31 protein-coding genes and 1 tRNA gene are annotated in these 25,027 nt (G+C 42.7%); 12 read left to right on the top strand and 20 right to left on the bottom strand.

Annotated features, from left to right (window positions below; all coding sequences use genetic code 11):
- Window positions 1-121: 121 nt before the first annotated feature.
- Both J1899_RS07860 and J1899_RS22825 read left to right on the top strand, forming a co-directional pair.
- On the top strand, window positions 122-319 hold the full coding sequence (locus tag J1899_RS07860; RefSeq protein ID WP_214478312.1) for a helix-turn-helix domain-containing protein: 198 nt from the start codon (window positions 122-124) through the stop codon (window positions 317-319).
- 45 nt (window positions 320-364) lie between these two features.
- Window positions 365-553, top strand: coding sequence for a helix-turn-helix transcriptional regulator (locus tag J1899_RS22825; protein WP_214478311.1), 189 nt, complete (start codon window positions 365-367; stop codon window positions 551-553).
- A 39-nt stretch (window positions 554-592) separates the two neighbouring features.
- On the opposite strand, the gene J1899_RS07850 is transcribed toward J1899_RS22825, so the two are convergent.
- From J1899_RS07850 to J1899_RS07775, 16 genes are all read right to left on the bottom strand, one after another.
- Complete coding sequence (locus J1899_RS07850; protein ID WP_214478790.1) at window positions 593-1,558, bottom strand: toprim domain-containing protein; 966 nt, start codon at window positions 1,556-1,558, stop codon at window positions 593-595.
- 85 nt (window positions 1,559-1,643) lie between these two features.
- Complete coding sequence (locus tag J1899_RS07845; RefSeq protein ID WP_214478310.1) at window positions 1,644-3,029, bottom strand: DnaB-like helicase C-terminal domain-containing protein; 1,386 nt, start codon at window positions 3,027-3,029, stop codon at window positions 1,644-1,646.
- 18 nt (window positions 3,030-3,047) lie between these two features.
- Window positions 3,048-3,455, bottom strand: coding sequence for a YopX family protein (locus J1899_RS07840; RefSeq protein WP_214478309.1), 408 nt, complete (start codon window positions 3,453-3,455; stop codon window positions 3,048-3,050).
- A 2-nt stretch (window positions 3,456-3,457) separates the two neighbouring features.
- Entirely contained in the window at window positions 3,458-3,940 is a 483-nt protein-coding gene (locus tag J1899_RS07835; RefSeq protein WP_214478308.1) for a hypothetical protein, read from the bottom strand.
- A complete protein-coding gene (locus J1899_RS07830) occupies window positions 3,937-4,221 on the bottom strand; it encodes a membrane lipoprotein lipid attachment site-containing protein (RefSeq protein ID WP_214478307.1) in 285 nt (94 codons plus the stop codon). Before J1899_RS07830 ends, J1899_RS07835 begins: the two co-directional genes overlap by 4 nt.
- Entirely contained in the window at window positions 4,218-4,811 is a 594-nt protein-coding gene (locus tag J1899_RS07825) for an ATP-binding protein (protein WP_246586611.1), read from the bottom strand. Before J1899_RS07825 ends, J1899_RS07830 begins: the two co-directional genes overlap by 4 nt.
- A 189-nt stretch (window positions 4,812-5,000) precedes the next feature.
- Window positions 5,001-5,867 (bottom strand): hypothetical protein, encoded by an 867-nt coding sequence (locus J1899_RS07820; RefSeq protein ID WP_214478305.1) that lies wholly within the window; start codon window positions 5,865-5,867, stop codon window positions 5,001-5,003.
- Between the two features lie 19 nt (window positions 5,868-5,886).
- Window positions 5,887-6,288, bottom strand: a complete 402-nt coding sequence (locus tag J1899_RS07815) for a hypothetical protein (RefSeq protein ID WP_214478304.1) — start codon at window positions 6,286-6,288, stop codon at window positions 5,887-5,889.
- Window positions 6,269-6,667 carry a hypothetical protein gene (locus J1899_RS07810; RefSeq protein ID WP_214478303.1) on the bottom strand — a complete coding sequence of 133 codons (399 nt, stop codon included), beginning with the start codon at window positions 6,665-6,667 and terminating at the stop codon, window positions 6,269-6,271. Before J1899_RS07810 ends, J1899_RS07815 begins: the two co-directional genes overlap by 20 nt.
- A 3-nt stretch (window positions 6,668-6,670) precedes the next feature.
- Window positions 6,671-6,859, bottom strand: a complete 189-nt coding sequence (locus J1899_RS07805; RefSeq protein WP_214478302.1) for a flagellar FlbD family protein — start codon at window positions 6,857-6,859, stop codon at window positions 6,671-6,673.
- 77 nt (window positions 6,860-6,936) lie between these two features.
- Complete coding sequence (locus J1899_RS07800) at window positions 6,937-7,218, bottom strand: hypothetical protein (protein WP_214478301.1); 282 nt, start codon at window positions 7,216-7,218, stop codon at window positions 6,937-6,939.
- Window positions 7,218-7,616, bottom strand: a complete 399-nt coding sequence (locus J1899_RS07795) for a hypothetical protein (RefSeq protein WP_214478300.1) — start codon at window positions 7,614-7,616, stop codon at window positions 7,218-7,220. The genes J1899_RS07800 and J1899_RS07795 overlap by 1 nt, the downstream gene beginning before the upstream one ends.
- 195 nt (window positions 7,617-7,811) lie before the next feature.
- A complete protein-coding gene (locus J1899_RS07790) occupies window positions 7,812-8,243 on the bottom strand; it encodes a helix-turn-helix domain-containing protein (protein ID WP_214478299.1) in 432 nt (143 codons plus the stop codon).
- Window positions 8,244-8,272: 29 nt separating this feature from the next.
- Window positions 8,273-8,716, bottom strand: a complete 444-nt coding sequence (locus tag J1899_RS07785) for a group I intron-associated PD-(D/E)XK endonuclease (protein ID WP_214478298.1) — start codon at window positions 8,714-8,716, stop codon at window positions 8,273-8,275.
- A 172-nt stretch (window positions 8,717-8,888) separates the two neighbouring features.
- Window positions 8,889-9,932, bottom strand: coding sequence for a tyrosine-type recombinase/integrase (locus J1899_RS07780; RefSeq protein WP_214478297.1), 1,044 nt, complete (start codon window positions 9,930-9,932; stop codon window positions 8,889-8,891).
- A gap of 166 nt (window positions 9,933-10,098) precedes the next feature.
- A tRNA-Val gene (locus tag J1899_RS07775) sits at window positions 10,099-10,171 on the bottom strand.
- A gap of 184 nt (window positions 10,172-10,355) precedes the next feature.
- Here J1899_RS07775 and J1899_RS07770 point away from each other — a divergent pair.
- Both J1899_RS07770 and J1899_RS07765 read left to right on the top strand, forming a co-directional pair.
- On the top strand, window positions 10,356-10,574 hold the full coding sequence (locus J1899_RS07770) for a WYL domain-containing protein (RefSeq protein ID WP_214478296.1): 219 nt from the start codon (window positions 10,356-10,358) through the stop codon (window positions 10,572-10,574).
- Between the two features lie 175 nt (window positions 10,575-10,749).
- Entirely contained in the window at window positions 10,750-11,334 is a 585-nt protein-coding gene (locus J1899_RS07765; protein WP_066447414.1) for a hypothetical protein, read from the top strand.
- A gap of 63 nt (window positions 11,335-11,397) precedes the next feature.
- Here J1899_RS07765 and J1899_RS07760 read toward each other — a convergent pair whose 3' ends face one another.
- From J1899_RS07760 to J1899_RS07750, 3 genes are all read right to left on the bottom strand, one after another.
- Complete coding sequence (locus tag J1899_RS07760) at window positions 11,398-13,353, bottom strand: TRAP transporter permease (protein ID WP_214478295.1); 1,956 nt, start codon at window positions 13,351-13,353, stop codon at window positions 11,398-11,400.
- Window positions 13,343-13,873, bottom strand: coding sequence for a DUF1850 domain-containing protein (locus J1899_RS07755; protein WP_066447419.1), 531 nt, complete (start codon window positions 13,871-13,873; stop codon window positions 13,343-13,345). Before J1899_RS07755 ends, J1899_RS07760 begins: the two co-directional genes overlap by 11 nt.
- Before the next feature lie 134 nt (window positions 13,874-14,007).
- Entirely contained in the window at window positions 14,008-15,003 is a 996-nt protein-coding gene (locus J1899_RS07750) for a TAXI family TRAP transporter solute-binding subunit (protein WP_066447420.1), read from the bottom strand.
- A 219-nt stretch (window positions 15,004-15,222) separates the two neighbouring features.
- On the opposite strand from J1899_RS07750, the gene J1899_RS07745 reads away from it, so the two are divergent.
- From J1899_RS07745 to J1899_RS07735, 3 genes are all read left to right on the top strand, one after another.
- Window positions 15,223-15,948 carry an alpha/beta hydrolase gene (locus J1899_RS07745; RefSeq protein WP_180320234.1) on the top strand — a complete coding sequence of 242 codons (726 nt, stop codon included), beginning with the start codon at window positions 15,223-15,225 and terminating at the stop codon, window positions 15,946-15,948.
- Window positions 15,949-16,092: 144 nt separating this feature from the next.
- Window positions 16,093-16,608, top strand: a complete 516-nt coding sequence (locus J1899_RS07740) for a YjcG family protein (protein ID WP_214478294.1) — start codon at window positions 16,093-16,095, stop codon at window positions 16,606-16,608.
- A 6-nt stretch (window positions 16,609-16,614) separates the two neighbouring features.
- A complete protein-coding gene (locus J1899_RS07735; RefSeq protein ID WP_066447423.1) occupies window positions 16,615-17,037 on the top strand; it encodes a GNAT family N-acetyltransferase in 423 nt (140 codons plus the stop codon).
- 78 nt (window positions 17,038-17,115) lie between these two features.
- Here the strand turns inward: J1899_RS07735 and J1899_RS07730 are convergent, their stop codons facing one another.
- Window positions 17,116-18,600, bottom strand: a complete 1,485-nt coding sequence (locus J1899_RS07730; protein ID WP_214478293.1) for an AraC family transcriptional regulator — start codon at window positions 18,598-18,600, stop codon at window positions 17,116-17,118.
- Between the two features lie 209 nt (window positions 18,601-18,809).
- Between J1899_RS07730 and hutU the strand changes: the two genes are divergently transcribed.
- The 5 genes from hutU (at window position 18,810) to J1899_RS07705 (ending at window position 24,971) form a co-directional block, all read left to right on the top strand.
- Window positions 18,810-20,489 (top strand): urocanate hydratase, encoded by a 1,680-nt coding sequence (gene hutU / locus J1899_RS07725; RefSeq protein WP_214478292.1) that lies wholly within the window; start codon window positions 18,810-18,812, stop codon window positions 20,487-20,489.
- Complete coding sequence (gene hutI / locus J1899_RS07720; RefSeq protein WP_214478291.1) at window positions 20,482-21,750, top strand: imidazolonepropionase; 1,269 nt, start codon at window positions 20,482-20,484, stop codon at window positions 21,748-21,750. The genes hutU and hutI overlap by 8 nt, the downstream gene beginning before the upstream one ends.
- Window positions 21,747-22,730: an agmatinase family protein gene (locus J1899_RS07715; RefSeq protein ID WP_214478290.1), complete on the top strand. Its 984-nt coding sequence runs from the start codon at window positions 21,747-21,749 to the stop codon at window positions 22,728-22,730. The genes hutI and J1899_RS07715 overlap by 4 nt, the downstream gene beginning before the upstream one ends.
- A 114-nt stretch (window positions 22,731-22,844) precedes the next feature.
- On the top strand, window positions 22,845-23,762 hold the full coding sequence (locus J1899_RS07710) for a LysR family transcriptional regulator (protein WP_066447434.1): 918 nt from the start codon (window positions 22,845-22,847) through the stop codon (window positions 23,760-23,762).
- A gap of 105 nt (window positions 23,763-23,867) precedes the next feature.
- A complete protein-coding gene (locus J1899_RS07705; protein WP_214478289.1) occupies window positions 23,868-24,971 on the top strand; it encodes a 5-methyltetrahydropteroyltriglutamate--homocysteine S-methyltransferase in 1,104 nt (367 codons plus the stop codon).
- Window positions 24,972-25,027: the final 56 nt, after the last annotated feature.

The following is a 25,027-nucleotide window of genomic DNA, read 5'->3' as shown; positions in this document are numbered from 1 at the left end:
TCCTTTAATAAAAAGTGTGGTCAAAGTCCGCAACGGTTGTTATAATTTACTTGTTTCAAGTATATACTTAATGTCTACTTTTGTAAACATTTTATTCTAAATTTTAGGAGGTGTGCAAAATATGATTAGTTATGAACCATTAAGGGAAACGCTTAAAGAACGCAACATGAAGATAAGCGATTTCCGCGGTAAGATACTAAGTTCTAAAACACAAACTTCTATAGCTAATGATCAACCGGTAAATTTGAGTACAATCGAAAAGCTTTGCATCGAATTAAAAGTTCCAATCGAAAAAGTAGTCCGCATTAATTATAAATAAATTACATAAACGAGGTGAAACACGACGCCACAGGTCGGAAAGTGTTTGCTTCGAGAGCGCCGATTAGCGCAAGGATTAACGCAGCAACAATTATCCGAGCGAACTTCCGTCGACAGTAAACAAATCGGCGACTATGAAAATAACCGCTACATAATGAAGGTATCAACCGCAAAAGTCTTCGCGGACCTATTACACTGTTCCATCGAAGACCTTTACGAATGGCACTACGACTAACTCTCGAAAGTCAACACGTTACGTAACGGGTAAGAGGCGTTACTTACCCAGCGACGGACTCCGTGGTTTCACGGACAACAAACGCCGTTCTTCCGACCGAGCTATCGCATCCCTCAACGCATTCACTCCGTATTTCACGAGCGCCTCATTCGCATCTTTCACGCCATCACTTACATACGCCTGCTTAACGCGCATGCCCCTAGCTTCTGCCGCAATTTGCCGCCTTAACTTTTCGCCAGCCTTATCGTTGTCAGTCGCGATGATTAACTCGTCGATCGGCAGCCGCCTCAATACGTCCGCCTGCACTCGACCGAAACTCGCTCCGCCGACCGCTATTGCCGTATAGCCAGCTTGCCGCCAGCTTAGCGCATCGACTTCCGCTTCACATACGACCACTTGCCCGCCATTGACAAGTTCCGCGCCGTATAATAGTTCGCGAACCGGAGTAGCGCCGCGCGTATACCAAAACGTCTTGCCGCGAATGCTCCGAAATTTAACCGTCCGCAGCCGGCCTACTTCGTCGCTCCACGGAATCACAGCCGCTCGGCTTTTCGCATCATATTTGACGCCCGCCTGTCGCTGTATTTCAGCGCTAATGCCCCGCGATTCCAAGTAAGCATAGTCCTCCGCATAGCCATCAAGCATGTTCGCCACCAACGGTTGCCGCCGCTGTGCTGTCCGTAGCTTAATCGGCTTCAAGCGAATGTCCTCGCCAGGCTCAGTCGCAAATCCATACGTCGCCTGCAGATATTCCTCGGTTTCCTCATACGATTCATTGCGAAGGAATGCGAGCAGTTTAACGATGTTACCGCTGGCCCATTCGGAGTCATAAGCGCCGCTGTCCGCCCATGTGCCGGCTGGATATTGACCGTAATCGCTTAGTCGTACGAAGAAGCTCGGCGTATTGTCGTAACGGAAAGGACTCGCCGCGATCAGCTTATCGCCGGTCCATGTGGCGCGTGTCCAGTCGTATTGGCGTAGTTCCGATTCGACATCGATAATCATATCCGACAAAACGAACTCCCTCCTTTTATATAACGAATAATCTCGCTTGTATAGTGGTAATTCCTTACAAATGAAACCGTTACGGTCAGAAATCGAAATGTGACGCGACTGCCACACCTGTGTCAATTTCGCGAACTATTCCGAAGTTCGGAAGATATAGCACTTCGACTTGCGTTCCTTCGCCGCCGTTCCGTCCTTTGCCGATTTCAATTAGACCGCTGCCGTCAAGCGTATCTATGCCGAAGGTATTCGTCGCATCTTCGAGCACCGCTTTCGTTTTCTTGATTTCCGCACGCTTTGGCGGCCGCAACTCGCGGTTGCCGTCCTCGTCCGTATCGTCGCGTACTTCCTCAGCTTGCGTAATAATATGAAGGGTAACGCCGGTCTGTCCGGCTAGTCGGCGCAGGCGCTTCGACGTATTGGCGACATCGCCGCCGGCTACCTTGCTCGTATTCGCTTCGTAGTCCATAAGGTAAATTGGATCGACGAGCACGACGTCGGCATTAGTCGCCTGTATGTCCGCTTCAAGTTGGCGTATGTCGCGTTTGTAAAAATCAACGTCGTCAGCCGCTCGTACCGTTATATTGCCCGGCAAGTATTCACCTTCACTCATTCGCAATAGAAATACTTCGAGGCCTGCTTCGAACTCTTCCGTCAAGCCGCCCGTTATCAGTTGTTTGTTTTCGAAGCCGACTTCGTAGTCCACGCCGTTGACCTTATCGACTGCTACGCCCGCCCTAGCGCTGATTGACGAGTAAGCACGCGCCATCCATTCGAATCGCGACATTTCCATCGCCCACACAAGCACGTTCGCCCCTTGCGCAGCCGCTTCGATGATTTCTTCCATTGTAAATACGGACTTTCCGCGACCCGACCGACCGTACCACGTATACATGTTGCCGCTCAAATAGCCGCCGATTTGCTCGTTAATCTTGGCGAATTTCGATCGCCATATCTTAAATGACTCGCCCGCCTTGCGCTTGCGATATTCGTCAAGAAACGAAAGGCCGTCGGCTTTAACGTCCGTTCCCACTTTACTCCGAACGCTTGTTCTAATTATAGCCTGTTCCGCTTTTTCACGCAATAGTTTTAGCACTTCGACGCCGTCGGAATTTTCATTAAGCGTTCTACTAAGCCAGCTATCGCGGTTTTTCTCAATTTCTTCTTCTGTCCCGTTTACCATCGCAATAATTTCTTGCTTGGCTGCGTAGCTTTTTATTTGCCGCGTTAAATGATCGTAGCTGTCGTTTATTTGCGGCGCATACCACGATTCGAAGCCGGGCACTTCCGCCGCCACTGTCGCATAGCTTGGCGCTTGGCCGCGATTCCGTTCGGCATAGTCGCGAATAAAACGGTAGGCTTGGCGCTCGCTGGCTGACGGCAAGTCGCGTTCGTCTATATTGAAGCGCGTCAGGGCTGACGGGTCGTTGGCGTCGATGACTTTTGATAATAGTAAGGCTCCGTATTGCAAACGTAAAACCTCCTTTCCTTACGAGTTGATTAACTCTGGATTTTCGTAAATGTTTCCGATGACTTCAAACCCAAGAGAAGCGCACATATCTTCGAATTCGTAATAGTCAATGCCATGAGTTCTTTCCTTATAATCAACATTATGAAAAAGATATCCTGTTCCAATTTCATCCCATTCAATAATGAATTTTTCACCTTTCCAAGGGCACCAAACAATATCCCCCTCATATATCTCTTTGCTGTTCTTGTCTTTTAGGCCTGTGTAGTGCATTAATGCCCAGTCGTTTATATCGGTAAAATACGGCGGATCTGTTTTTTCGTGATCTTCTACATACCAAGCTTTACCGTTATCTAAGAAACCTATTTTATTAATTTCAATCCATTTAGACTCTGTAATATCCCAAGCTCTAACCTTTAGCTTACGCATACCTAAGCCTCCTTTAATTTTCGCAACTCTGCGTCAATCTCCGCAAGTCTCTCGTCCTTGTCCACGGCTTCACTCTTCGCATACCAACTTCGCCTATCCAGCAGATTGTCGACTTGATCGGCGCGCGCCTTTCGTTGAGCCCTTCGCTTATCCGCTTCCTGTGCCGATAACTCTCGCGCCGTTGGTTTCGGTGGCTCTTTTGGAGTCGTTGCTATTTGTCGCCAGCCTACAACCGCCGGCTTGACCGGATTGGCTCGCAAGTATTCGTCAGCCTGCCCGGCGTCCGCTACGAGTTCCAAGTCGCAGTCCGTCGCGACCATAAATTCGCCGCTGTCTAACGCAGTCAAGTCGTAGACCCACTCGTCGTCCGTATGTTCGGGCGAATGGTAGCGAATATATTCGTAGGTTTCTACGCGAAACAGACGTTGTCCATAGCCGTCAATGCGCACAATGTCGCCGAAACTGATTGCGGGTTTATCGCTCATTGGTTGTCGCCCTCCTCCGATTCCGTCGCTCCTTCAAGCGATTTACCGCGATAATAAATGTCATAAATGCCACCCTCTATTAATTCGGTATAAAACGCGTTGTAATCTAATTTTAAAATTTCTTCGCCATTATCTACGACAACCGTACCGTCTGCTCTAACTACGTAAACGCTAACGACTTTCGCGTTTTCTAGTTTACTTAATTTCGCTTCCTCCGTTTTCTGATTGCAACCCGCTAATATGAAGACTAACAGTACCGCGAAAATATATTTCTTCATCATCGTCGCATCCCCCTTTTCGATTGTCCTGCGAAAGCTAATACCGCACATTGATCACGCATCCTATCGTACAGCCTCGCGTCAAACACTTGCGCCATGTCCTCGATTGGCAAATTCGACGTGTAAACGGTCGGCAGTCCGTTGGCTGTTCGATGGTTAATAATCGCGTGTAAATACGATCTGAACGCCTCGCTCGCTGACCTCACACCAATATCGTCAAGAACGGCGAACGGCGCCTGCTGTGTGCGTTGTATGACCGTTTTGATAGCCGCCATTGCCGATTCATCGTTCGTCATGGTTGCGAGATTATATTGCGTTTGGAACTCGTTGACATCGAGCCAGTGCGCCGGTCGCTGTAACGCTTGCTGACCGCGCTGAATGCTTCCGGTATAATGAGCGACTAGCCATTCGTTTAAAATTGCGGCAGCAGTCGTTGTCTTGCCGGTTCCGGGACTCTCGCTGAAAAGGTACAGCGACTTTATTCGCTCACCCTCCGCGTCAAATTGTCGCTCAAACGTCGCCACATACGCGTCTACATTTTTGTATACATCCGCTTGGTCGGCGCGTGCTGGCGAGCTGGCAACCGTCACCATGCGATAGTCTGCCGGAACGCCCGCCGTTGCGACCCGACCGCCTCGACCGCTAAGACCGTGGAGACTCACGAAATGCGGACACGTGGCTTGGCATTGCGCTTGGTTAGCGACTTTACAGCGCGAGGCGAGCAGGCATTTGCTTGCGTGGTTGTTCGTCAAATTGCGTCACTCCTTTCCGTTAAAGTCCTATTACTCGCGAGTGTCGTCGATGATTCGATATTCTTTAGGCTCTACGCAACCTGGCGACTCTTTCGTTAAGGCGAATCCCTCACTATTGAACCCGTTAACAGTTTCGACCAAATCGTTAAAATTAAGATGAATTCTATCACCAACGCGAACCTCCGTCGGATTCGGCGCGTCAGTGTATTCCGCCGGCACTTCGAGGCCCAACGCCCTTCTTAACGCGATTGCCTTTCCGATGTGAGCGTTAAAGCAGTCGTTTGGCGCACACTTGGCGATGCCTCGTAATTTAACCCCTGGTTGGGCGTCCTTATTAAACGCTAAATGACGTACCAAAACTACGACTGTGCGCTTTTCTTTGTTTACGACAAATTCCGGCTTATAAAAGTGTTCTCTATACGTAATATTACCTTCGGAGTTATCACGGCTGGATGATCGACCATATTCCGTAAGCTCCGCCACGTCAGCCTTCGCCTGCTCTACGATTGCGTCGCGATGCTCTTGCGTTGTGATTGGCGTTAGTTTGCTGGCCGGCTCCTTTTGCGTCAACTCTCGCTTGGCGTCCTCGTAGCCTTTCGCTAATGCCGCTAGTCGTAATTCCTCGATTGCTTCGCGCGCTTGCTCGACAGCCTTTTCGTAGCGCGATTCGATATCGTTCTTCATTCCGTCAGCCTCCGTTTCGTTTTCGATGATAACTTCGTATTCACCCTCTGTAATAACTATCAAACTATCCTCCGTGTAAACTCCTACAGGGTCGGCGTCCACCACGGTTAAAATACTGCCTTCCTCGTAAGCACCGCCAGTAAAGAACGGTTGCGTAATCAATATCCGCTCGCCTACGTTAGCCTTCCGCTTTTCTGTACGTAAATTTGTCATTTTAACGCCTCCCCGTTTTTTAGAACCATCCGCTTAAATCTTCGTTCGTCTGCGCTGACTGCGCCGTTTCAACCGCCTGCCTACGCTGTTCCTGCGCAACTATCCTCGCCCAATCCTGCGTTTTATACGTCCACCACCAGGTAAAATTGACGGTCGGCCATTGCGGCGTGCAACGGTGATTGGCGAAACAGTGGTCGATGAACGCCTTGACGGTCGCCGGCTCGTACTTGCGTGGCTTAGGACTCTTGCCGCCTTTTGTCCCGATTAGGCCGCCGATCAAGCCGCGTTCAGCCTGCCAGTTGCGCGCCGGAGGGACGTATTCCGTTCCGTAGACCGCGAGGTGCTTGTCGGATAGATACGCTAGGAAGTCGTTGGTCGTCCACTTGTCGACGGGCTTTTCGTTATATTTCTTCGCTGGCATTGCGCAACGCCTCCCGTGCGATATCTCGGCACCAGTGTTCGTGATAAAGTTCGCCGGTGTCAGCGACGTCCTCAAGCGCTAAACGTAACCGCTCGACCTCCGCGATAAGGTTTGGAATATCCTGGCGTGCGTGGGCGATGAACTTAGCGTTATCCCACTGCTCGTTACTTTCCATTTCGACAAGTTCTCCGTCGACGAACGTTAAGCCTTCGGATGTGTCAGCGATACACCATCCGTCATTTCTGTCCGCAGTTACTCCGTTTTTGTTAGTCGCTCCTAAATCCGTAAATATGTTTACGCCGTTCATCTGCGTCCATGGTCCAGCCGTCGCAGCGTTGGCGCGCGCTTTGATTTCCGCTAATTGTTCGTTGGTTAGCATCGTTTAGTCCTCCTTTACTTCCATAACGCCGTTCTTTACCGCGATATAATCATCAGCCACAAAAACCGTTTCTCCCGTCGTAAGAACAATTACGACATTCGAGTTTTTACCTTCGGGCAACTCCGCCACTTGAACAATATTATCCACGCGAATCAACCTTCTACATCCGTTTACTGCGCATACCTCGATCATATTTCCACCGTCCTTTCGCTTGATTCTCGACGTTTTAGCTCCGCCGAGTGATTCGTATTCCGTGACTATTTCCGCTTCTATTTTGCCGACTCTTCACGGAGTTTTCGCAGTCTATCGGCCGCCGCTTGACGTTGTTCTTCCGTCATGACTCGCGCCTTCTTCATCGACACTTGCTTGTCGGATAGCACGCCGCTGACTGCTTTCGGAGTCGTGCCGTCAGCTTCCGTTTCTAAGACGTTTAACTCCGTAAGTTCTGCGAGTTTTCGCATGTGTTTCGGCACGGTAGAGTAAACCTTCCAAGCGTTCGTTGCGGCTTCGAAAACCAACGTAGTTTCTTGTTCTTCGCGACTGTACGCCATTATGCGTTCACTCCTTCGATTTGGATGCCGAGGGTATTCAGCGCAATTTTTATTCCGTCGGCTTTGCCTTCAAGATATTTAGCGTGGGCATACAATGGGTAGGAGTCCGCTTTTTCCAAAAGATCGATATAAGTTTCGAGTAAGGTTTCGTGGCGCTCCGCTTCTAGTTCTTCGGGCGATTTTTCGATTTGGTAGCCGTTGACTAGGGCGGACATTAGTACGTCAAGATTATCGTATGAGCTATGTGCAAAAGCGATTAATTCGTCCATTCGCGTACCGTATACCATCGTTTTACGGTGACGTCCGATTGTGGCGATTATTTCTGCGTTTCTGTAATACGGCTTAACTTCCTCCAGGGCTTCCGCTACGTTGCGCGGTAAAGATACTTGCGTTGTCATTTCGTAATTCCTCCTTTGCGTCCGTTTCGCTTCGCTACACGTCCGCTATTTATTTAATACCTTTTCGCGATAAATTAATTAAGATATCACAGCGACACTGTAATGAAATGGAAGTGGCGCAATGTTTTATCTAGTTATTACTTAGTTCTCGTTATATATTAGTTCTAGTTTATGTGACCGCCAGCCGTGTTCCGCTCAATCCGTGTTCGGCTCGGCGTCACTCGGCTCCTTATCATCGTCGAAGATAGTCAGTCCGCTAATCGGCTTGATCGTGTACCTTACGTTGTCCCACGTCTGCTTTTCGTGATCCCTCGCCTGAACTTTCACAACTAACTGACGCCCTTGCCAGCGATACTCGCATAGCGCTTTAATGCGACGGTTGGCTGTTTCACGCTTAACGTTTAGCCGTTTGGCTATAGAAAATTGTGTCGGAAAGCACTCGCCGTCCTTATTCATAAACGCTGCGATGACGCAAAGTGTCTGCCACCGTTCTGCGCCCATGTCGGCGATCAGTCCGCTATGAACGGCTTCGACGTACATTTTTAGGAATATGCGCGTTTCTTTTTCGCCACTTGTTGCGGAGTATTCCGATTGCGTTTCGATAGATATGAGATTCTTGTCGTTCATAATTCCCTCCTCACACGGCTCATAAAAATCTAACCGACTTGCCCTAATCTCTTAGTTCCTTTTAACTCTTTGTAGTCACGGAATAATTTCGGTGGATTGCCCTTATGGTGGCCCGACAAACTCTCTACTTCCTTTAGTTGAAGCGTTACCCTGGATGGGTTTACTTCGTCGAAAGAAAGATAAGCCACCTCACAACTAGCGATATTAACCACGGCTAGAAAATCGTAATCAGATGATGCGTAATAGCGTTCAGCGCCTTTAATTGCTTGCGACCTCTTCGGATATACAACGATCTTATCCTCAGCCGGAGTTGCTGTTTTAACTTGGAATTTCACAAACTCTCCGTTTAACTCGCCCAGCAAGTCGTATGTCAGCGTATCTCCACAAGGAACACTTACGTTAAAACCACGAAGTAATAAGTCCGCGATTACTATTTGCTCGCCTGCAGCTCCGATTGTATGAGTTTTGTACATCTCTTTCGCCTCCTTCCGTATATAAAATAATAAGCGCGACCAATTATTTTCGGACAATACTGCGCTAACTTTTTACCTTCACAGAATAATACCCGACGAAATTCTCCGTCGCACAAATTAAACAAAAAAAATCGCCAACCCTTCGGAATATCCCGTTAGATTGGCGATTCTATTATCGTTTTCTTTTTCTCGGTTTGTTTAATTTCCCACTGATCGTATTCATTGCGGAATATTTTCCGTGCTGGTCGTGTAAGGATTGGCGAGACAGGTGTGTATACCGCATTACCATACGCAAATCATTATGCCCAAGCAACAGCTGTAGATGACGAATATCCCCGCCTGCTTCCAGAAACATTGTCGCTGAGGTATGGCGAAATAAATGAGGATGTACGTTCTTTTCTATTCCCGCTTGCTCTGCGTATTTATTCAATCTCTTTCGAAAATGGTCACGAGTCAATTGCTCACCGTAGTTTGCGAGAAATATATAATTGCTGTCAAAGTCGGCAATATTTTCGTTTATCAACTCTTTTAATAATCGCAAAGTTATCGGCTGTAACGGCAACGTCCGCGCCTTTCTACTTTTCGCGATTGTTGCTGGAATAGTAACGCTCTTATTCGTAAAGTCTACGTCGGCGCGTCTTAGCCCTAACGCTTCACTTATCCGGCACATACTATCGATAAGTAAATGCATTAGTACGTAGTCTCTAAACGCTGAGTATTCGCGCTGATTAGGAGTCGCTATCAATCGCTTTAATTCTTCGGAATTAAGGATAACGATTTCCTCTTCTGGCTCACGAACGTTTTTAACGCCCTCCATCGGATTATGTACGATAAGCTGTTCTTCTTCCAAACAGTTAAACATTACGCGCAGCGTTTTTAGTCGCGTATTAATTGACGACGGCAATAGTCCGACGGTCATTTCGGATTCCTTCTTATACTTATGTCCATCGAATCTAGTCCATTTTTCTCGCATATAAACGACATATTCCCGAATAATTTCGCGATCGATTTCTGTCATCGAACGCTTTATTTTATGTCGGTCCAGATATTCGATGAAGAATCCGTAATTGTCCTCGTATTGACGGATCGTGCTGTCCGCACGACCTTCCGCTTTCTTTATCGCAATAAACTTTGCGAATAAGTCATCGAGCTTGTTGACGGAGCTTCTTACTTTGGTTCGCGTACTTTTTACGCGTTTTCCTTGGCGCTTGTCCATTAAAACAACGTCCTCCTGTTCGTATTATACGAATGAGCACGTGTCCACTACCCTACGCGAATTAGTACCGCTACCTTGCGTTTAAGTCACCGTTTAAGTCACCGGAAATAAAAATACGGCAGAAACGCGTCATATCAACGTTTTCTACCGTAGGCTTTCTAAAAGATGATTCCGACTGGGTTCGAACCAGCGACCTCTACCCTGTCAAGGTAGCGCTCTCCCAGCTGAGCTACGGAATCGAATATGTAAGGACAATAATTAATATAGTATTTTTATGCATAAAAGTCAATAGTTTCTGCTATTTTAACGGTAAAAATAAGTGTCCGCCACTGAAAATAAAATTTGTAAAAAAGATACAAAAACACTTGAAAACAGAACAAACGTTCTGTATACTATAATTAAAAGTATAAGGCGGGATGAAAAGTGAAAGGAATTTTGTTTCGTTCTATGGAAGAAAGAAAACCAGTTGAGATCATTTATATGTCCAAAAACAATACATTCACACAAAGAAAAATATTTATTAAAGAGTTAAAAGGCAGCAGTATTCTTGCTTATTGCTTAACAAGAAAACAGCTGCGCATTTTTAATCTCAATAATATTATGTCTATTTTACCTGAAAGGCCGTCACGTCAGATTAGCTGAAAGACTCATATTCTTCAGCATGAGTCTTTCAGCTTTATAATATAAAGAGAATTTCCCCTTCTCCCTCTATTTTTCCTCACTACTTCAAGAGATTATTACCTCTAAACAAGATTATCCCTTTACTGTTCGGGTATAGTTTGTATAATTACATCGAACTAGAGAGAGAGGGAATCATATGAAAAAACCATTATTACTTTTATTTTCGGCATCCTTTTTATTTATAGCTGGCTGTGGCGACGACGAAGGTGACGAAGTTATAAACTCAGCAGAAGAACATGAAAATACTCCTTCATTGGAGGAGCAAAAAGCAGAGTCTGATCTTGGTGAAGAACCAGGAGGGCAAATCACTGAACATGTTGGCTTGGGAGATCCTCGAGACTCTTTTAATGAAGCATACGGTGAAAATGAAAATAATGAGGAAATTGCCCGTTATCAAGGTGACTTTATGATTGTTAACTTTGAAAATGAACGAGCGATAAGCGTTGAACTTCAATTTGCTGATTTTGCCGAAGAAATGACTGACGATGAAAAGCTGACATTTATCGAAGGCAGAATCCCCATTGATGCAAAGGAAATGTCTCGCAATACAAATGACCAAAACATAAATGAAGAAATCATTGAATATCAAAGTGAATTGCTTGTAGAGCATATAAGTGAGGAATCATTTGAAGGTAATGATCCTGGCACATTTACTGTGGTACTCACCTCAGATGAACACGAAATCATTAATGCAACCATGACGATTGGCACTGAAGATTAATGTGAAACCCAATATGCTTTAACTAATCAAAAAAGGAAAGCCATCACGGCTTTCCTTTTTATTTTATGCAGGTTCTGCTTTCGTTTTATTCCCTTTGTTGACAACTAACTGAAGTACAATCAGAACAATAAAGATACCTAATCCAATAATATCTGAAATACCTTCAGGATAGATCAGCAAGAGACCGCCAGCAATTCCTAAAATTCTTTCCATCCAATTTAATTTACGGATCCAATAGCCGATAACTCCAGCACCAATGGCCATCATTCCTGCTAAGGCTGTGAATACTACCCAAATTAAGTAGTACCAAGTTGTATCAATCATCAGAAGTTCCGGTGAAAGCACAAACATGTAAGGAATAATAAAGGCGCCAATTGCAAGCTTTGAAGCGTTGAACCCTGTTTTTATCGGATCGCCTCCAGATACTCCTGCCGCCGCAAAGGCTGCTAAGGCAACTGGCGGTGTAATATCTGCTACGATACCAAAATAGAAAACAAATAAATGTGCTGCTAAATCAGGAACACCCAGCAGGATAATTGCTGGAGCAGCAATCGTTGATGTGATAACATAGTTTGCTGTTGTTGGTGAACCCATCCCAAGGATAATGGCAGCTACCATTGTAAGGACTAAGGTCGGAATTAATAGTCCGCCAGCAAAATCCAAAATGCCATTTGCCATTTTAAGACCCAAGCCAGTTTTAACTACTACCCCAACAATAATACCAGCAGAAGCAGTTGCAGCTGCCACTCCAAGCGCTGTGCGCGCACCATCAACAAGTGCATCAATAAATCCTCTAAACGTAATGCGTGTATCCTTCCTAATGGCACTTACAGCAATTGTGATGACAATTGACCATAAAGCTGCTCGGATAACACTCATACCTGACATTAATAGAACAATAACCGCTAAGATTGGGAGAAGTAAATAAATCTTCTTGAAAACTTCCTTGCGGTTAGGCATTTCTTCATCTTTTAATCCCCGCAAACCTACTCGTTTTGCTTCAAAGTGAGTCATGATCCATACACCTGCAAAATAGAGCAATGCAGGTATTGCTGCCGCTTTTGCGATATCCCAGTATGTAATTCCGCCACCGATAAATTCAACCATTAAAAAGGCAGCAGCACCCATAATAGGAGGCATAATTTGTCCGCCTGTAGAAGCTGTTGCTTCTACTGCTCCAGCAAATTCTTTTTTATATCCCAATTTTTTCATCATAGGGATTGTAAAAGATCCGGAGGTTACAACATTTGCAACTGAACTTCCGCTGATGGTTCCTTGAAGGGCACTAGAGAAAATAGCTACCTTCGCAGGTCCACCTGTACTTTTTCCTGCAATGGATACAGCCAAGTCATTGAAATATTGACCAACCCCTGTTTTAACAAGGAAAGAACCGAAGAGTAAAAACAGGAATATAAACGTGGCTGATACGCCCAGAGGTGTACCGAGAATACCTTCTGTTGTAAAGAACATGGTCTGTACAAGCCTGTCTAAATCCAAACCGCGATGGGCAAGGAAACCAGGCATATATGGTCCATATAAAGCATATCCGATAAAGACAATGGCAATAATCGTAATCGGCAATCCAACTGCACGTCTGGTCGCTTCTAAAACTAGTAAAATGGCCAATAAACCTATGTAGAAATCAGTGTCCGTTAACCGTCCAGCTCTCCCTACTATTTCTTCAATATTGAGCGGCCAATATGCACAAACAACTACCGCTAAAATGGCAAGAATAATATCATACCAAGCTACCTTGTTTTTTTTCAGCGATTTCTTTCTAGCTGGGAAAAGAAGAAAAATCAGTGCCAAAGCAAAACCTAGGTGAATGGATCGCTGCAGCTGTGCTGTCAGCATGCCAAATACTCCAGTATACAAATGGAATAATGAGAAAGCTAAGAGTCCAAAGAAGACGATCCAGCCAATCACACCGCCAAGACTTCTTGTACCGGCTTCGGGATCATATTTCTCTAGTAATTGCTGCTGTTCTTCCTGTGATAATGTTTCTACCTTATCCGCCAAGCATATTCACTCCTTTCAGTACTTGAAACAGATTTAATTTTTCTGCTTCAATGCGTATCCACGTGCCTGGTTCAACAAACTGAGACAACGGATACTCCTTATTTTTAAAAATAATCGTATGATTCGCCCGAACCTTTCCTACTCTCAGATCAAAATAGGGAAAAACTCTATTCATATTTTTAATATAATATTTCCCATCCTTTTGTTCAAATACTTCTCCCTCAGCTGCATTCTCAGGCATACCAATCGCAAAATCTTCATACATAAGCTCATATTGTTTAATTTCATGATTCTCATTGATTGTATAGCTTTCAACTACATCTGACAAATGAATGGAATGGGTGTACTTCATTTTAAATTTGCCTTGCTCCGGTAATGGAATAAAGGCCAGAACATCTCCAGTATTCTGGTATTCGAATACGAGTGCCTGCCTATAGGGAATGAATAAAATGACCACGATGGATGTAATGACGAGGAATACCAGGAAAATACTCCATATGCCTGGTTTTTTTACTTTCATAACAGCCCCACCTAATCAAAGGTTTATTTGGGCCTTCACCAAGCTGTGAAAACCTCTTCTTTAAACGGGTTTGACCGCCAGTTTGCCTGTCTGCGGGCAATCCTGACGGCCAAAAGACCTGATGACGTTATTTATTATTCTGCTTCAATGCCTTGTTCGTCATAATATTTTTGTGCACCAGGGTGAATTTCAATTCCAACACCATTAACTGCATTTTCAGCGCTAATTAACTTTCCTTTGTCGTGCGCTACTTTATCAAGATTCTCAAAAATAGCCTTTGTTACATCATATACAACATCTTCAGAAAGATCATTAGATACAACAAGCATCGCTTGTACGGCTACAGTTGGAACAGCTTCAGACAATTTATAAGTGCCTGATGGAACTTCATCCTGAATATAGAATGGATAAGCCTCAATTAATGCATCAATCTTGTCTTGTTCGATCGGAACAATGACAATATCTTCAGTTGCAGATAAACCTTCAACAGCTCCTGTAGGAGTTCCAGCTGTTACGAATGCTGCATCAATTGTACCGTCTTGGATACCTGCAGTAGATTCATCAAAAGATAAATCCTGCTTTTCAATATCTTCTAGTGTCATGTCATGTACTTCAAGAATTTGCTCTGCATTTAGAGCCGTACCAGAACCAGGCGCTCCGATTGAGACTTTTTTGCCTGCAAGGTCTTCAACTGATTCAATGCCTGCACCAGCAGTTGTTACGATTTGAATCGTTTCTGGATATAACGTTCCAATAGCACTTACATTTTCAACTGCTTCTCCTTCAAACATTTGCTCTCCATTTTTTGCATAAGAAGCAATGTCTGTTTGTGAGAAAGCAATTTCAGCATTGCCATCACGAATCGTGTTCATGTTTTCAGCAGATGCACCAGATACCTCTGCATTTGTTTGAATGTCTGTAGCATCTGTAATGATCTCAGCAAATGCTCCGCCAAGCGGATAATATGTACCGCCCGTTCCACCTGTAACTAGGCTCATGAAATCTGGAGTGTCTCCACCATCTCCGCCGTCTCCGCCATTCCCTTCATCACTTCCGCCGCCGCATGCAGCAAGGAGCATTGAAAGAGCGATTAGCAATACAAAAGGAAACATAATCTTTTTCTTTTTCATATACAAACCCCCTCAATTTTAGATTATATCCTAAATAATAGTACAATTAAATTTATTGAATTGTCAAATAATACTTTGCAGCTAAAACATTTTAATAAAACTGCTTTTTCTTGGAAGAAAAATGAAGCGCACAGCAAGTGGCGTTTTAAGCGTTTTGGCTGTATATATGATAAAATACCGTGAAAGGCTTTACATATTATGACGGAGGGGAAAGTTATCATGGAATACCCAAAAGGAACAATCAAAGACCTTACTTTTTCCAGTAAAGAATTAAACGAGGATATGGAGCTGCTCGTTTATCTGCCCAGCTCCTACTCGCCTCTTTATAAGTATTCGGTGTTAATCGCATCAGATGGAAAAGATTACTTTCAATTTGGCAGAATCGGGCGAATTGCTGATGAACTTATAAGCAAATCTGAAATTGAAAATGTCATCATTGTTGGCATCCCATATAAAAGCGTTGAGGATCGGCGCAGAAAATATCATCCCGAGGGCGATCAGCACGAAGCTTATGTTCGTTTCCTGGCTCATGAGCTTGTTCCATTTATTGATAAAGAGTTCTCCACTTTTCAAATGGGAGCAGGACGCGCACTTGCTGGAGATTCGCTGGCAGCAACTGTTTCACTTATGGCGGCATTACAGTATCCAAATACGTTCGGCAAGCTGATTCTCCAATCACCTTTAGTGAATAAAACAATTATAGATGCAGTTGAATCCTTCGATCAGCCTCATTTGCTGGAAATTTACCATGTAATTGGCACAGAAGAAACGGAAGTGAAAACTACATCCGGAAAAGTAGAAGATTTCATTACACCTAACAGGGAATTAGAAAAAGTAATCAAAGCAAAAGGCTTTCCATATTTTTATGAGGAATTCGAAGGCAATCATACATGGAAGTATTGGCAGCCTGATCTCAAAAGAGCACTTATTAACATGTTCTCCTGATTTCCGTTAGTCTGTTAGTCCTGAGGTTAGACCGTTTTATAACGGTTGTTGTTTCTGGTCAGATTCTTAATTATAATGAATTTAGAAAATTTGTTATAATAGTGAAAACACTGTTTACATTCTAAGTATAATGGAGGTTACATTATGACTACTAAATTCGGAATCGTAATCTTTCCGTCAAAAAAACTGCAAGATCTTGCTAATTCATACCGTAAGCGGTATGATCCGCATTATGCATTAATTCCTCCACATTTAACATTAAAAGCCTTTTCGGCAGAAGACGAGCAAATGAAGGCTGTGTCTGAGACACTGCACAATATAGCAGCGGAAACAAATCCATTTCAGCTTTCCATTAGAAAAGTCAGCTCATTTCAGCCTGTCAATAATGTTATATACTTAAAGGTAAATCCTACTGAAGAATTGAATCTTCTTCATGAAAAAGTGAATGATAACATCATTGGGGACAAGCCTGAATTTGCATTTGTCCCACATATCACAATTGGCCAAAAGCTTTCAAACGATGAACATTCAGACGTGTTCGGCTCCTTAAAAATGGACCGAGTTGAACACGAAGAGATTGTTGACCGTTTTCATCTGTTATATCAGCTTGAAAATGGATCCTGGAGTGTTTATGAAACTTTTCGTCTCGGAAAGGAATAATAAGTAATGGAAGTCAAAATCGCTCAATCTGAGGAGCAGTTTCAAGATGCTCTTTATGTACGAAAAAAAGTGTTCGTAGAAGAACAGAATGTATCTGTAGAAGAAGAAATTGATCAGTATGAAAACGAAAGTACACACTTTGTACTTTACGACAATAATCAGCCTGTTGGTGCTGGAAGATTTCGTATCCTCGATGGCTATGGGAAAGTTGAAAGAATATGCGTGATGAAAGAAGCACGTAAAGGCGGATCAGGAAAACAAATCATGATGAGCATTGAACAATATGCAGCTGATCAAGGTGTAACGAAATTAAAGCTGAACGCACAGACACATGCGATCCCATTTTACGAGAAATTAGGATATGAGGCAGTTTCAGAGGAATTTCTTGATGCAGGCATTCCCCACCGTACAATGGTGAAGCCCATTTAACAGAGGAGCCTTCAGTCTTTTAGATTGAAGGCTTTTATTTCTTAATGTCAATTTTCACATTGCACAGTAAACGCTGCCTTATAACTCCATCCCTCCCTCCACCTTCCACCTTTGCCTTTTTCGATATCTATTCGGCGGCAGACCAGCATACTCTTTAAAGGTCTTTGAATAATAGTTTGGATCTTCAAATCCATTTGCATGAGCTACTTCACTTATTGTTAATTCTGTGTGAATTAACGTGTTTTTCGATTGCTCAAGACGGTACTGCTGCAAATAACGTTTAAATGGAATTTCATGATACTTGCTAAAAACGGCGCTTAAATAATTGGGTGTAATTCCTAATGTATCAGCTGCACTGCTTAAAGAAAAAGCCGTGTTTGTATACTGATCATTGATTAAATCAGCTGTCAGCTTTCCATAATTCGCTTTTTCTTTTTCATTCTTTGCAAGCTTCATGAGCGATTGGGTGAAAAGGATCATTTCTTGAATAATCGTATATAAAATCGGATGCTCTAAAATAATGCGGAATAATTTAAGATATTTTTCTTCAAGATCCGGTTTCTGCTGAAAATCATACTTCTTCATAAATCTGCGTATTTGCGCTAAAACACTCGTCAAGTAGATCCGTATTAAATCCTCCTCATAATAGCTGCCTTGAGCAGATAATGTATAAAGAAAGTTTTTAATACTTGAGATATCATGGTTTTCAAGGCTGGTGATCCATAGCTGTTGATCTTCTGGAGTTAACAAAGGGTCTAAATGCTTAACAACAAGGTGCTTGCTTACGTAAAATATGTGCTCAAATCCTTTATAAAACCGCTGGTTCAACGATTTCTTCATTTCTGAATAGAGTTGGTTTAAGGTTACAGGCACACCATCATAGACGGCTATATTGATATAAGTGTCATTGATAGAGTTCCATTCTCTCATGATGGTTCTTGCTCTGTGTTCAAACTCTGTTATTTCCACAAAATCTGATACACAAATAATTCGTTTTGTTAACGGATACATTTTTAGATTCATAAAGCTGGAAATGTCATTTAACCATTTATATAAAGAAATGATATCTTTTCTATTGTCTGGCTCAATCAAAAAAAATAACTGATTCTCTTTCGGAAAAAGGTTTTTACTACTAGAAAATAGCTGCATGTAAAAATGATCTGAATTCTCACTTTCGCTGATAACCAGCTCATCCGAAACACGTACAGTTCTTGAAGTATTTATTATTTCTTTTAAAAGTTCTAAATCAACAGGTTTTACAAATAAATGAGTCACTTGCAGTTGGATTGCTTTTAAAGCATGTTTAAATAGGGGTTCAGCTGTCAAAGCATATAAATCTGTTCCCTTTTCCCTCAAATATCCTAAAAGAGAAAAATCATTGGGCTGTTGAATTAATTCCATTTCAACTATGATGATGTCTGGTATCATTTCTTCTTTCTTCTTATTTAATTGAACCATCGATTCTAAAATAATGACTTCTACCCTATTCAATAAGTAAGATTGCAAATACCATTGCAGACCTCTCGCCTCATTCTCATCCCGATCAATAATGAAGATGTTCATTATTAATCACCCACCTTATAAAATTTATAAAACGCATATTATTCCAGTTATATATGTTCATTTTAATAAAAAACCGGAACAACTACCAATTGTTTTTATTAAATTCTATATTTTCATAAAATTATCATCATTAAAATAAATAATAAGAACACTTACTTAATAAGGATTTTTTCACGCAATATCTATAAATTCAAAGGAGAGATGATGACATGATCACTAATAAAAACATACAAGCTCCAAGAGGAAATCAATTAACCTGTAAGGGCTGGGAACAAGAAGCTGCTATTCGGATGCTTATGAACAATCTGGACCCTGAAGTAGCTGAGAATCCAGATGAACTTGTGGTATATGGAGGAATCGGAAAAGCAGCCCGCAACTGGGATTGCTATGACCAGATTATTGCATCTTTAAAGGTATTAGAAAATGATGAAACGCTGCTTGTACAATCAGGGAAGCCTGTTGGTATTTTCCGAACACATGAAAATGCCCCTCGTGTATTAATCGCAAACTCAAATTTAGTTCCAGGATGGGCCAATTGGGAGCATTTTTATCAGTTAGAAGAGCGAAATTTGATGATGTATGGCCAAATGACTGCCGGAAGCTGGATCTATATTGGAGCACAAGGGATTTTACAAGGCACTTATTTAAGCTTTGTGGAAGCTGGAAAAAAGGTGTTTGGAACATCTGACTTAAGAGGAAAATTTATTTTAACTGGCGGTATGGGCGGCATGAGCGGAGCACAGCCCCTGGCAGGAAAAATGGCTGGTGCTGTTATTTTAGTAGTCGAAGTCGACCGCAAACGGATTGATCGAAAAATAGCAGAAGGATATTGTGATTACTTAGCAGAGTCTGTGGACGAGGCTCTTAAATTAGTAAAAGAACATTGTGAAAGGCAACAACCTGCTTCCATCGGGTTAGTTGGAAACTGTGTAGATGTGCATAGAGAATTGCTCAACCGCAAGGTCATTCCCGATATTGTGACAGACCAAACCTCGGCACATGACCCGCTCAATGGATATGTCCCTAACGGAATGAGCATAGAAGAAGCATTCGATCTGCGCCAAAAGGCTCCAAAAGTTTATGAACTGAAAGCAAAACAAGCAATGGCTGAGCATGTTCAAGCGATGCTTGAGTTTCAAGAGGCAGGTGCCGAAGTCTTTGACTATGGAAATAATATACGAGCCTATGCCAAAGAGATGGGTGTCGAGGATGCTTTTGATTTTCCGGGGTTTGTCCCTGCTTATATTCGGCCGTTATTTTGTGAAGGAAAAGGACCTTTTCGCTGGGCTGCATTGTCTGGTGATCCAGAGGACATTTATAAAACAGATGCATTAGCCAAAGAAATGTTTGCCGATGATGAAGGCTTAACAAACTGGATCGATATGGCACAAAAAATGGTGAAATGGCAAGGCCTTCCTGCCCGGATTTGCTGGCTCGGTTATGGCGATCGCCACCGCTTTGCCTTAAAGGTAAATGAAATGGTGGCAAATGGCGAACTCAGTGCACCAATTGTATTTGGACGCGATCACTTGGATTCAGGTTCTGTTGCATCTCCTAACCGGGAAACAGAAGGAATGAATGATGGATCAGATGCTGTCTCTGACTGGCCCATTCTTAATGCTCTTATTAATACGGCTGGCGGAGCAAGCTGGGTCAGTGTACACCATGGCGGCGGAGTTGGCATGGGTTATTCGCAGCATGCAGGTCAGGTTTTAGTTGCGGATGGAACCCAATTAGCTTCCGATAAAATCAACCGTGTTCTTGTATCTGATCCGGGTATGGGCGTTATTCGCCACGCTGATGCAGGTTATGATCTTGCTATTCAAACGGCCAAAGAGAAAAATATTCAAATACCAATGCTGAACAAAAAGGATGATCACAATGGCTAAACTCATTATAAATGCAAACGAGATTATTACTTTAAAAGGATCTGATAAGCGTCCCCGTACAAAGGAAGGTATGAGCGAACTGGCTATTCTCGCAAACGGCTGTGTTCTAATTGATCAAGATCAAATTGCAGCAGTTGGTACATTAGAAGAGTTACAACAAGACTATTCACACCTTTTAGAACAGGCAGAAGTAATTGATGCAGCAGGCAAGGTAGTTATGCCGGGCCTTGTTGACTGTCACACCCATTTAGTGCATGGCGGCACCCGTGAAAATGAATTTAACATGAGGTTAAATGGTGCATCTTATATGGAAATTATGAATGCTGGCGGCGGTATTCATTCAACAGCAAAAAGCACCCGTAATGCTGGTTTTGAAGAATTATACGATAAAGCCTATCGTCATCTAAACGAATTCCTAAAGTATGGTGTAACTACCGTTGAAGCAAAAAGCGGCTATGGCTTGGATTGGGAACATGAAAAAAAACAGCTTGAAGTCGCAAAAAAACTTCAGGATACCCATGCTGTTGACGTGATCAGCACGTTTATGGGTGCCCATGCTGTTCCAAGAGAATTTAAAGGCCGTGAAGATGAGTTCGTAGATATTATTATTCATGAAATGCTACCTAAAGTTGCAGAAGAAAAACTGGCCGAATTCAATGATGTTTTCTGTGAAAAAGGAGTGTTTACGCCAGAACAATCGCGCAAAATTTTAGAGGCTGGAAAGCAATATGGATTAACACCGAAGATCCATGCTGATGAAATTGAGCCTTATGAAGGTTCTGAGCTTGCAGCAGAAATTGGTGCCATTTCGGCTGAGCATTTGCTCGTTGCATCGGATGAAGGCATCAGAAGAATGGCCGAAGCCGGCACAATTGGCGTTTTGCTTCCTGGTACCGCTTTTTTCCTTCGTGCTCCTTTCGCACGCGGCCGGCTGATGATTGATTGTGGTGTTCCAATTGCCATTTCGACTGACTTTAATCCTGGCTCCTCCCCTACCATCAGTTTGCCATTTATTATGAATCTGGCTTGTATGAACATGGGTTTAACACTGGAAGAAGTACTGACAGCTTCGACGATCAATGCTGCTTATGCCATTAATAGAGGGCATCTCATCGGTTCTCTGGAGACTGGAAAAAAAGCAGATATTTTAATCTTAAATGTTGCCAACTACAAGCAGCTGCAATACCATTACGGCATGAATCATACACATATGGTTTTGAAAAATGGTGAAATTGTTGTAAAGGATGCTGTGCTGCAATGACAAATTTATATGAATACATTCAAAAGTCTTCAACCGTTTGGGTGCGAGAGCAAGGCAAAGACTTGAAAGTTAAGGATTGGATCATACCAGCCTGGGAGGAAGACCGGCAAGACTGGGATGCCGTAATACTTGGTGTCCCCCTCTCCCGCTCCTCGATCAGCGCTTCTGCAGCTTCTGAATTTCCTAATGCCTTCCGAAGTGCTTGGGAGCTTTTTACTACCTATTATTTTGAAGAGCAAGTTGATTTTCGCGGGCTTAAGGTTGCCGACCTCGGGGATGTCAGAATGCACTATACAGATATTTTACAGTGCCACAAAAACATAGAAGCTGCAATGCAAAGTATTCAGCACCATTTCCCAAATTCTTTTTATACATCAATTGGTGGTGATCATTCTATCACGGCACCGATTGTGCGTTCATTGAACCTTGAGAATCCTGATAAATCCATTGGCATTGTTCAGCTAGATACGCATCTGGATTTAAGGGATTTAAGCCAGGGACCAACAAATGGAACGCCTATTCGGCAGCTTGTTGAAGACAATATCGTAAAAGGTGAAAATATTTATAATATCGGTCTTCACGGTTTTTACAATGCTCCCTCTTTAATAGAAGCAGCACAGAAACATAAAGTTAATATGATCTCGCTTAAACAGCTGCGCAAACAGGGAATTTCAGCACTTTTACAGGATGTTATGGAACAGCTGCAGAAAAAAGTGGATATCGTTTACCTTACAGTAGATATGGATGTTTTAGACATTTCTTATGCACCAGGCGTGCCCGCTTCAACACCAGGCGGAATGCGTACAGATGAACTTTTTGACCTTCTTTTTGAACTGGGCAAATATCCAATCATACGAGGAATGGATTTTGTATGCATCGACCCTCAACGAGATAATAAGGTCCTTTCCACCGTAAAAACAACAACATATGCCGTGTTAACAGCACTCGTATCCAGGTATATTCATATGAAAACAAACTAGTTATATAAATCATAGAGCATGTGCACCAGGTGTCCATGCTCTTTTCTATTTCCAATTCAATTAAAGAATGCTAGAATTATTGAAATTGTCTATTTTCTCAGAAAGGAAAAGAACATGACACTACAGCAGCTTAAATATGTAATAGAAGTAGCAAGAAGCCGTTCGATCAACAAGGCTGCACAGCGACTCTTTATTAGCCAGCCTAGTCTTTCAAATGCATTAAAAGAGCTTGAAGAAGAATTAGGCATTACCATTTTTCACAGATCAAATAAGGGCATTTTGCCAACCCCTGAAGGATCCGAATTTTTAGGATATGCAAGGCAGGTTGTTGAACAGACAGAACTCCTTGAAAATCGATATACGAATACCCGCTCTCCTCAGCAGCATTTCTCAGTGTCCGCTCAGCATTATGCTTTCGCTGTCAGTGCTTTTGTTCGACTGCTGACAGATTATGAACGGGAAGAATATGAGTTTAGCTTCCGTGAAACGAAAACATATGAAATTATTGATGATGTCAAAAATCTGCAAAGTGAAATTGGTATTTTATATTTAAATGATTTTAATAAAAAAGTCATTCAGAAGTTTTTAAGAGAAGGTAATTTGGTTTTTCATGAACTGTTTGAAGCAAAGCCGCATATCTTCATCAGTTCAAAAAATCCGCTTGCGCAGAAAGAGTATGTGACCTTGGCTGATTTGCCTCCCTATCCATATCTCTCTTATGAACAGGGCGATTTTAACTCATTCTATTTTTCCGAAGAAATTCTGAGTACCCTTTCAAGACCAAAAAATATTCGAGTAACAGACCGGGCCACCTTATTTAATCTCCTGATCGGTCTAAACGGCTATACGATTTCAACTGGAGTCATCAGCCATAAATTAAATAGCAAAGACATTGTAGCAGTTCCATTACTAGTAGATGAAGTCATCAATGTTGGCTATATTACCCGTAAAGATGTGACCAACAGTACTTTAGCCAATATTTATATTCAGTATTTAAAAGAAACAATTCAAGAAGAACTAATGCCGTTATAGTTTAAGGCTATAACAAGGAATAGATTTATTGTGTTACTTTATAATAATTTCAACTGCTATACTTACTTCAATACCAAAATATTGAAAGAAAGAGGGAGATCACATATGTTGAAAACACGCGTCCAAGCTCCATTCAGAGCAGATCATGTAGGAAGTTTATTGCGCCCGGAAAGAATCCATATTGCAAGAAAGGATTATCAAAATGGCAGCATTTCAGCACAGGAATTGCATGCAATCGAAACAGAAGAAATTAAAAAAGTCGTAGATAAACAAATTGAAGTAGGGCTGCAGGCTGTTACTGATGGAGAATTTCGCCGCCGATTTTGGCATACTGACTTTCTCGAGCATTTAAATGGTGTCGAAGGCTATGTTCCAGATAGCGGATTTGCATTTAAAGGAGAAGAAACGGAAAGATATGATGTTCGTGTCATTGGAAAAATCTCCTTTAACGAGAATCACCCTCACATTAAAGACTTTGTTGAATTTAAAGAAATTGTTGGGGATCGCGCTGTTGCAAAGCAAACAATTCCTAGCCCCAACCAGTTATTTAACGCTGGTATTCGCAACCTTGAGATCTATCCTGACGTTGAAGAATATGCAAATGACATCATCGTTGCCTACCGTGATGCCATTAAAGCCTTCTATGATGCAGGCTGCCGCTATCTGCAGCTTGATGATGTCTATATTGCTGGTCTAAATGCTGAGAATATTCCATTCAATGATAGTGGTTATTCCCGTGAAGAATTAATCAGCCTAGCATTGCGTGTTATAAACGGCGTATTAGAGGATAAGCCGGAAGATCTTGTTGTAACCACTCATCTTTGCCGCGGAAACTATCGTTCGAAATGGGCATTTGAAGGCAGTTATGCTAAAATTGCACCAACCCTTTTTGCTAAAGAAAAAGTCAACGGATTTTTCTTAGAGTATGATGATGATCGTTCTGGCGACTTTGCTCCATTAGACTATATTCCGAATGATGGGCCAAAAGTGGTTTTAGGTGTTTTCACTTCAAAACATGGAACCTTAGAAGATAAAGAAAATATTAAAGCTCGTGTTGAAGAAGCAACAAACTATGTGCCGCTGGAGCAGTTGTGCATTAGCCCGCAATGCGGATTTGCTTCAACACATCACGGCAATATTTTAACTGAAGACGAACAATGGGCAAAACTCAAATATATTGTTGATATTTCTAAAGAAATCTGGGGATAAATAATAAAAAGCGGACAACGTTAATCGTTGTTCGCATTTTTTTTTGCTCATCCCCT

This window comes from Cytobacillus gottheilii, assembly GCF_018582665.1.
Taxonomy (GTDB): Bacteria; Bacillota; Bacilli; order Bacillales; family Cytobacillaceae; genus Cytobacillus; species Cytobacillus gottheilii.
This window is presented reverse-complemented; position numbering and strand designations above follow the sequence as displayed.

Coding starts and splice junctions, on each gene's coding strand:
- J1899_RS07795 (WP_214478300.1), bottom strand. CDS start 7,616: ATGACAACGCAAGTATCTTTACCGCGCAACGTAGCGGAAGCCCTGGAG.
- J1899_RS07860 (WP_214478312.1), top strand. CDS start 122: ATGATTAGTTATGAACCATTAAGGGAAACGCTTAAAGAACGCAACATG.
- J1899_RS07805 (WP_214478302.1), bottom strand. CDS start 6,859: ATGATCGAGGTATGCGCAGTAAACGGATGTAGAAGGTTGATTCGCGTG.
- J1899_RS07715 (WP_214478290.1), top strand. CDS start 21,747: ATGACAAATTTATATGAATACATTCAAAAGTCTTCAACCGTTTGGGTG.
- J1899_RS07785 (WP_214478298.1), bottom strand. CDS start 8,716: ATGTACAAAACTCATACAATCGGAGCTGCAGGCGAGCAAATAGTAATC.
- J1899_RS07835 (WP_214478308.1), bottom strand. CDS start 3,940: ATGAGCGATAAACCCGCAATCAGTTTCGGCGACATTGTGCGCATTGAC.
- J1899_RS07735 (WP_066447423.1), top strand. CDS start 16,615: ATGGAAGTCAAAATCGCTCAATCTGAGGAGCAGTTTCAAGATGCTCTT.
- J1899_RS07780 (WP_214478297.1), bottom strand. CDS start 9,932: ATGGACAAGCGCCAAGGAAAACGCGTAAAAAGTACGCGAACCAAAGTA.
- J1899_RS07825 (WP_246586611.1), bottom strand. CDS start 4,811: ATGGTGACGGTTGCCAGCTCGCCAGCACGCGCCGACCAAGCGGATGTA.
- J1899_RS07765 (WP_066447414.1), top strand. CDS start 10,750: ATGAAAAAACCATTATTACTTTTATTTTCGGCATCCTTTTTATTTATA.
- J1899_RS07810 (WP_214478303.1), bottom strand. CDS start 6,667: ATGCTAACCAACGAACAATTAGCGGAAATCAAAGCGCGCGCCAACGCT.
- J1899_RS07710 (WP_066447434.1), top strand. CDS start 22,845: ATGACACTACAGCAGCTTAAATATGTAATAGAAGTAGCAAGAAGCCGT.
- J1899_RS07740 (WP_214478294.1), top strand. CDS start 16,093: ATGACTACTAAATTCGGAATCGTAATCTTTCCGTCAAAAAAACTGCAA.
- hutU (WP_214478292.1), top strand. CDS start 18,810: ATGATCACTAATAAAAACATACAAGCTCCAAGAGGAAATCAATTAACC.
- J1899_RS07705 (WP_214478289.1), top strand. CDS start 23,868: ATGTTGAAAACACGCGTCCAAGCTCCATTCAGAGCAGATCATGTAGGA.
- J1899_RS07730 (WP_214478293.1), bottom strand. CDS start 18,600: ATGAACATCTTCATTATTGATCGGGATGAGAATGAGGCGAGAGGTCTG.
- J1899_RS07790 (WP_214478299.1), bottom strand. CDS start 8,243: ATGAACGACAAGAATCTCATATCTATCGAAACGCAATCGGAATACTCC.
- J1899_RS07830 (WP_214478307.1), bottom strand. CDS start 4,221: ATGATGAAGAAATATATTTTCGCGGTACTGTTAGTCTTCATATTAGCG.
- J1899_RS07800 (WP_214478301.1), bottom strand. CDS start 7,218: ATGGCGTACAGTCGCGAAGAACAAGAAACTACGTTGGTTTTCGAAGCC.
- J1899_RS07745 (WP_180320234.1), top strand. CDS start 15,223: ATGGAATACCCAAAAGGAACAATCAAAGACCTTACTTTTTCCAGTAAA.
- J1899_RS07815 (WP_214478304.1), bottom strand. CDS start 6,288: ATGCCAGCGAAGAAATATAACGAAAAGCCCGTCGACAAGTGGACGACC.
- J1899_RS07750 (WP_066447420.1), bottom strand. CDS start 15,003: ATGAAAAAGAAAAAGATTATGTTTCCTTTTGTATTGCTAATCGCTCTT.
- hutI (WP_214478291.1), top strand. CDS start 20,482: ATGGCTAAACTCATTATAAATGCAAACGAGATTATTACTTTAAAAGGA.
- J1899_RS07755 (WP_066447419.1), bottom strand. CDS start 13,873: ATGAAAGTAAAAAAACCAGGCATATGGAGTATTTTCCTGGTATTCCTC.
- J1899_RS07850 (WP_214478790.1), bottom strand. CDS start 1,558: ATGATTATCGATGTCGAATCGGAACTACGCCAATACGACTGGACACGC.
- J1899_RS07820 (WP_214478305.1), bottom strand. CDS start 5,867: ATGACAAATTTACGTACAGAAAAGCGGAAGGCTAACGTAGGCGAGCGG.
- J1899_RS07840 (WP_214478309.1), bottom strand. CDS start 3,455: ATGCGTAAGCTAAAGGTTAGAGCTTGGGATATTACAGAGTCTAAATGG.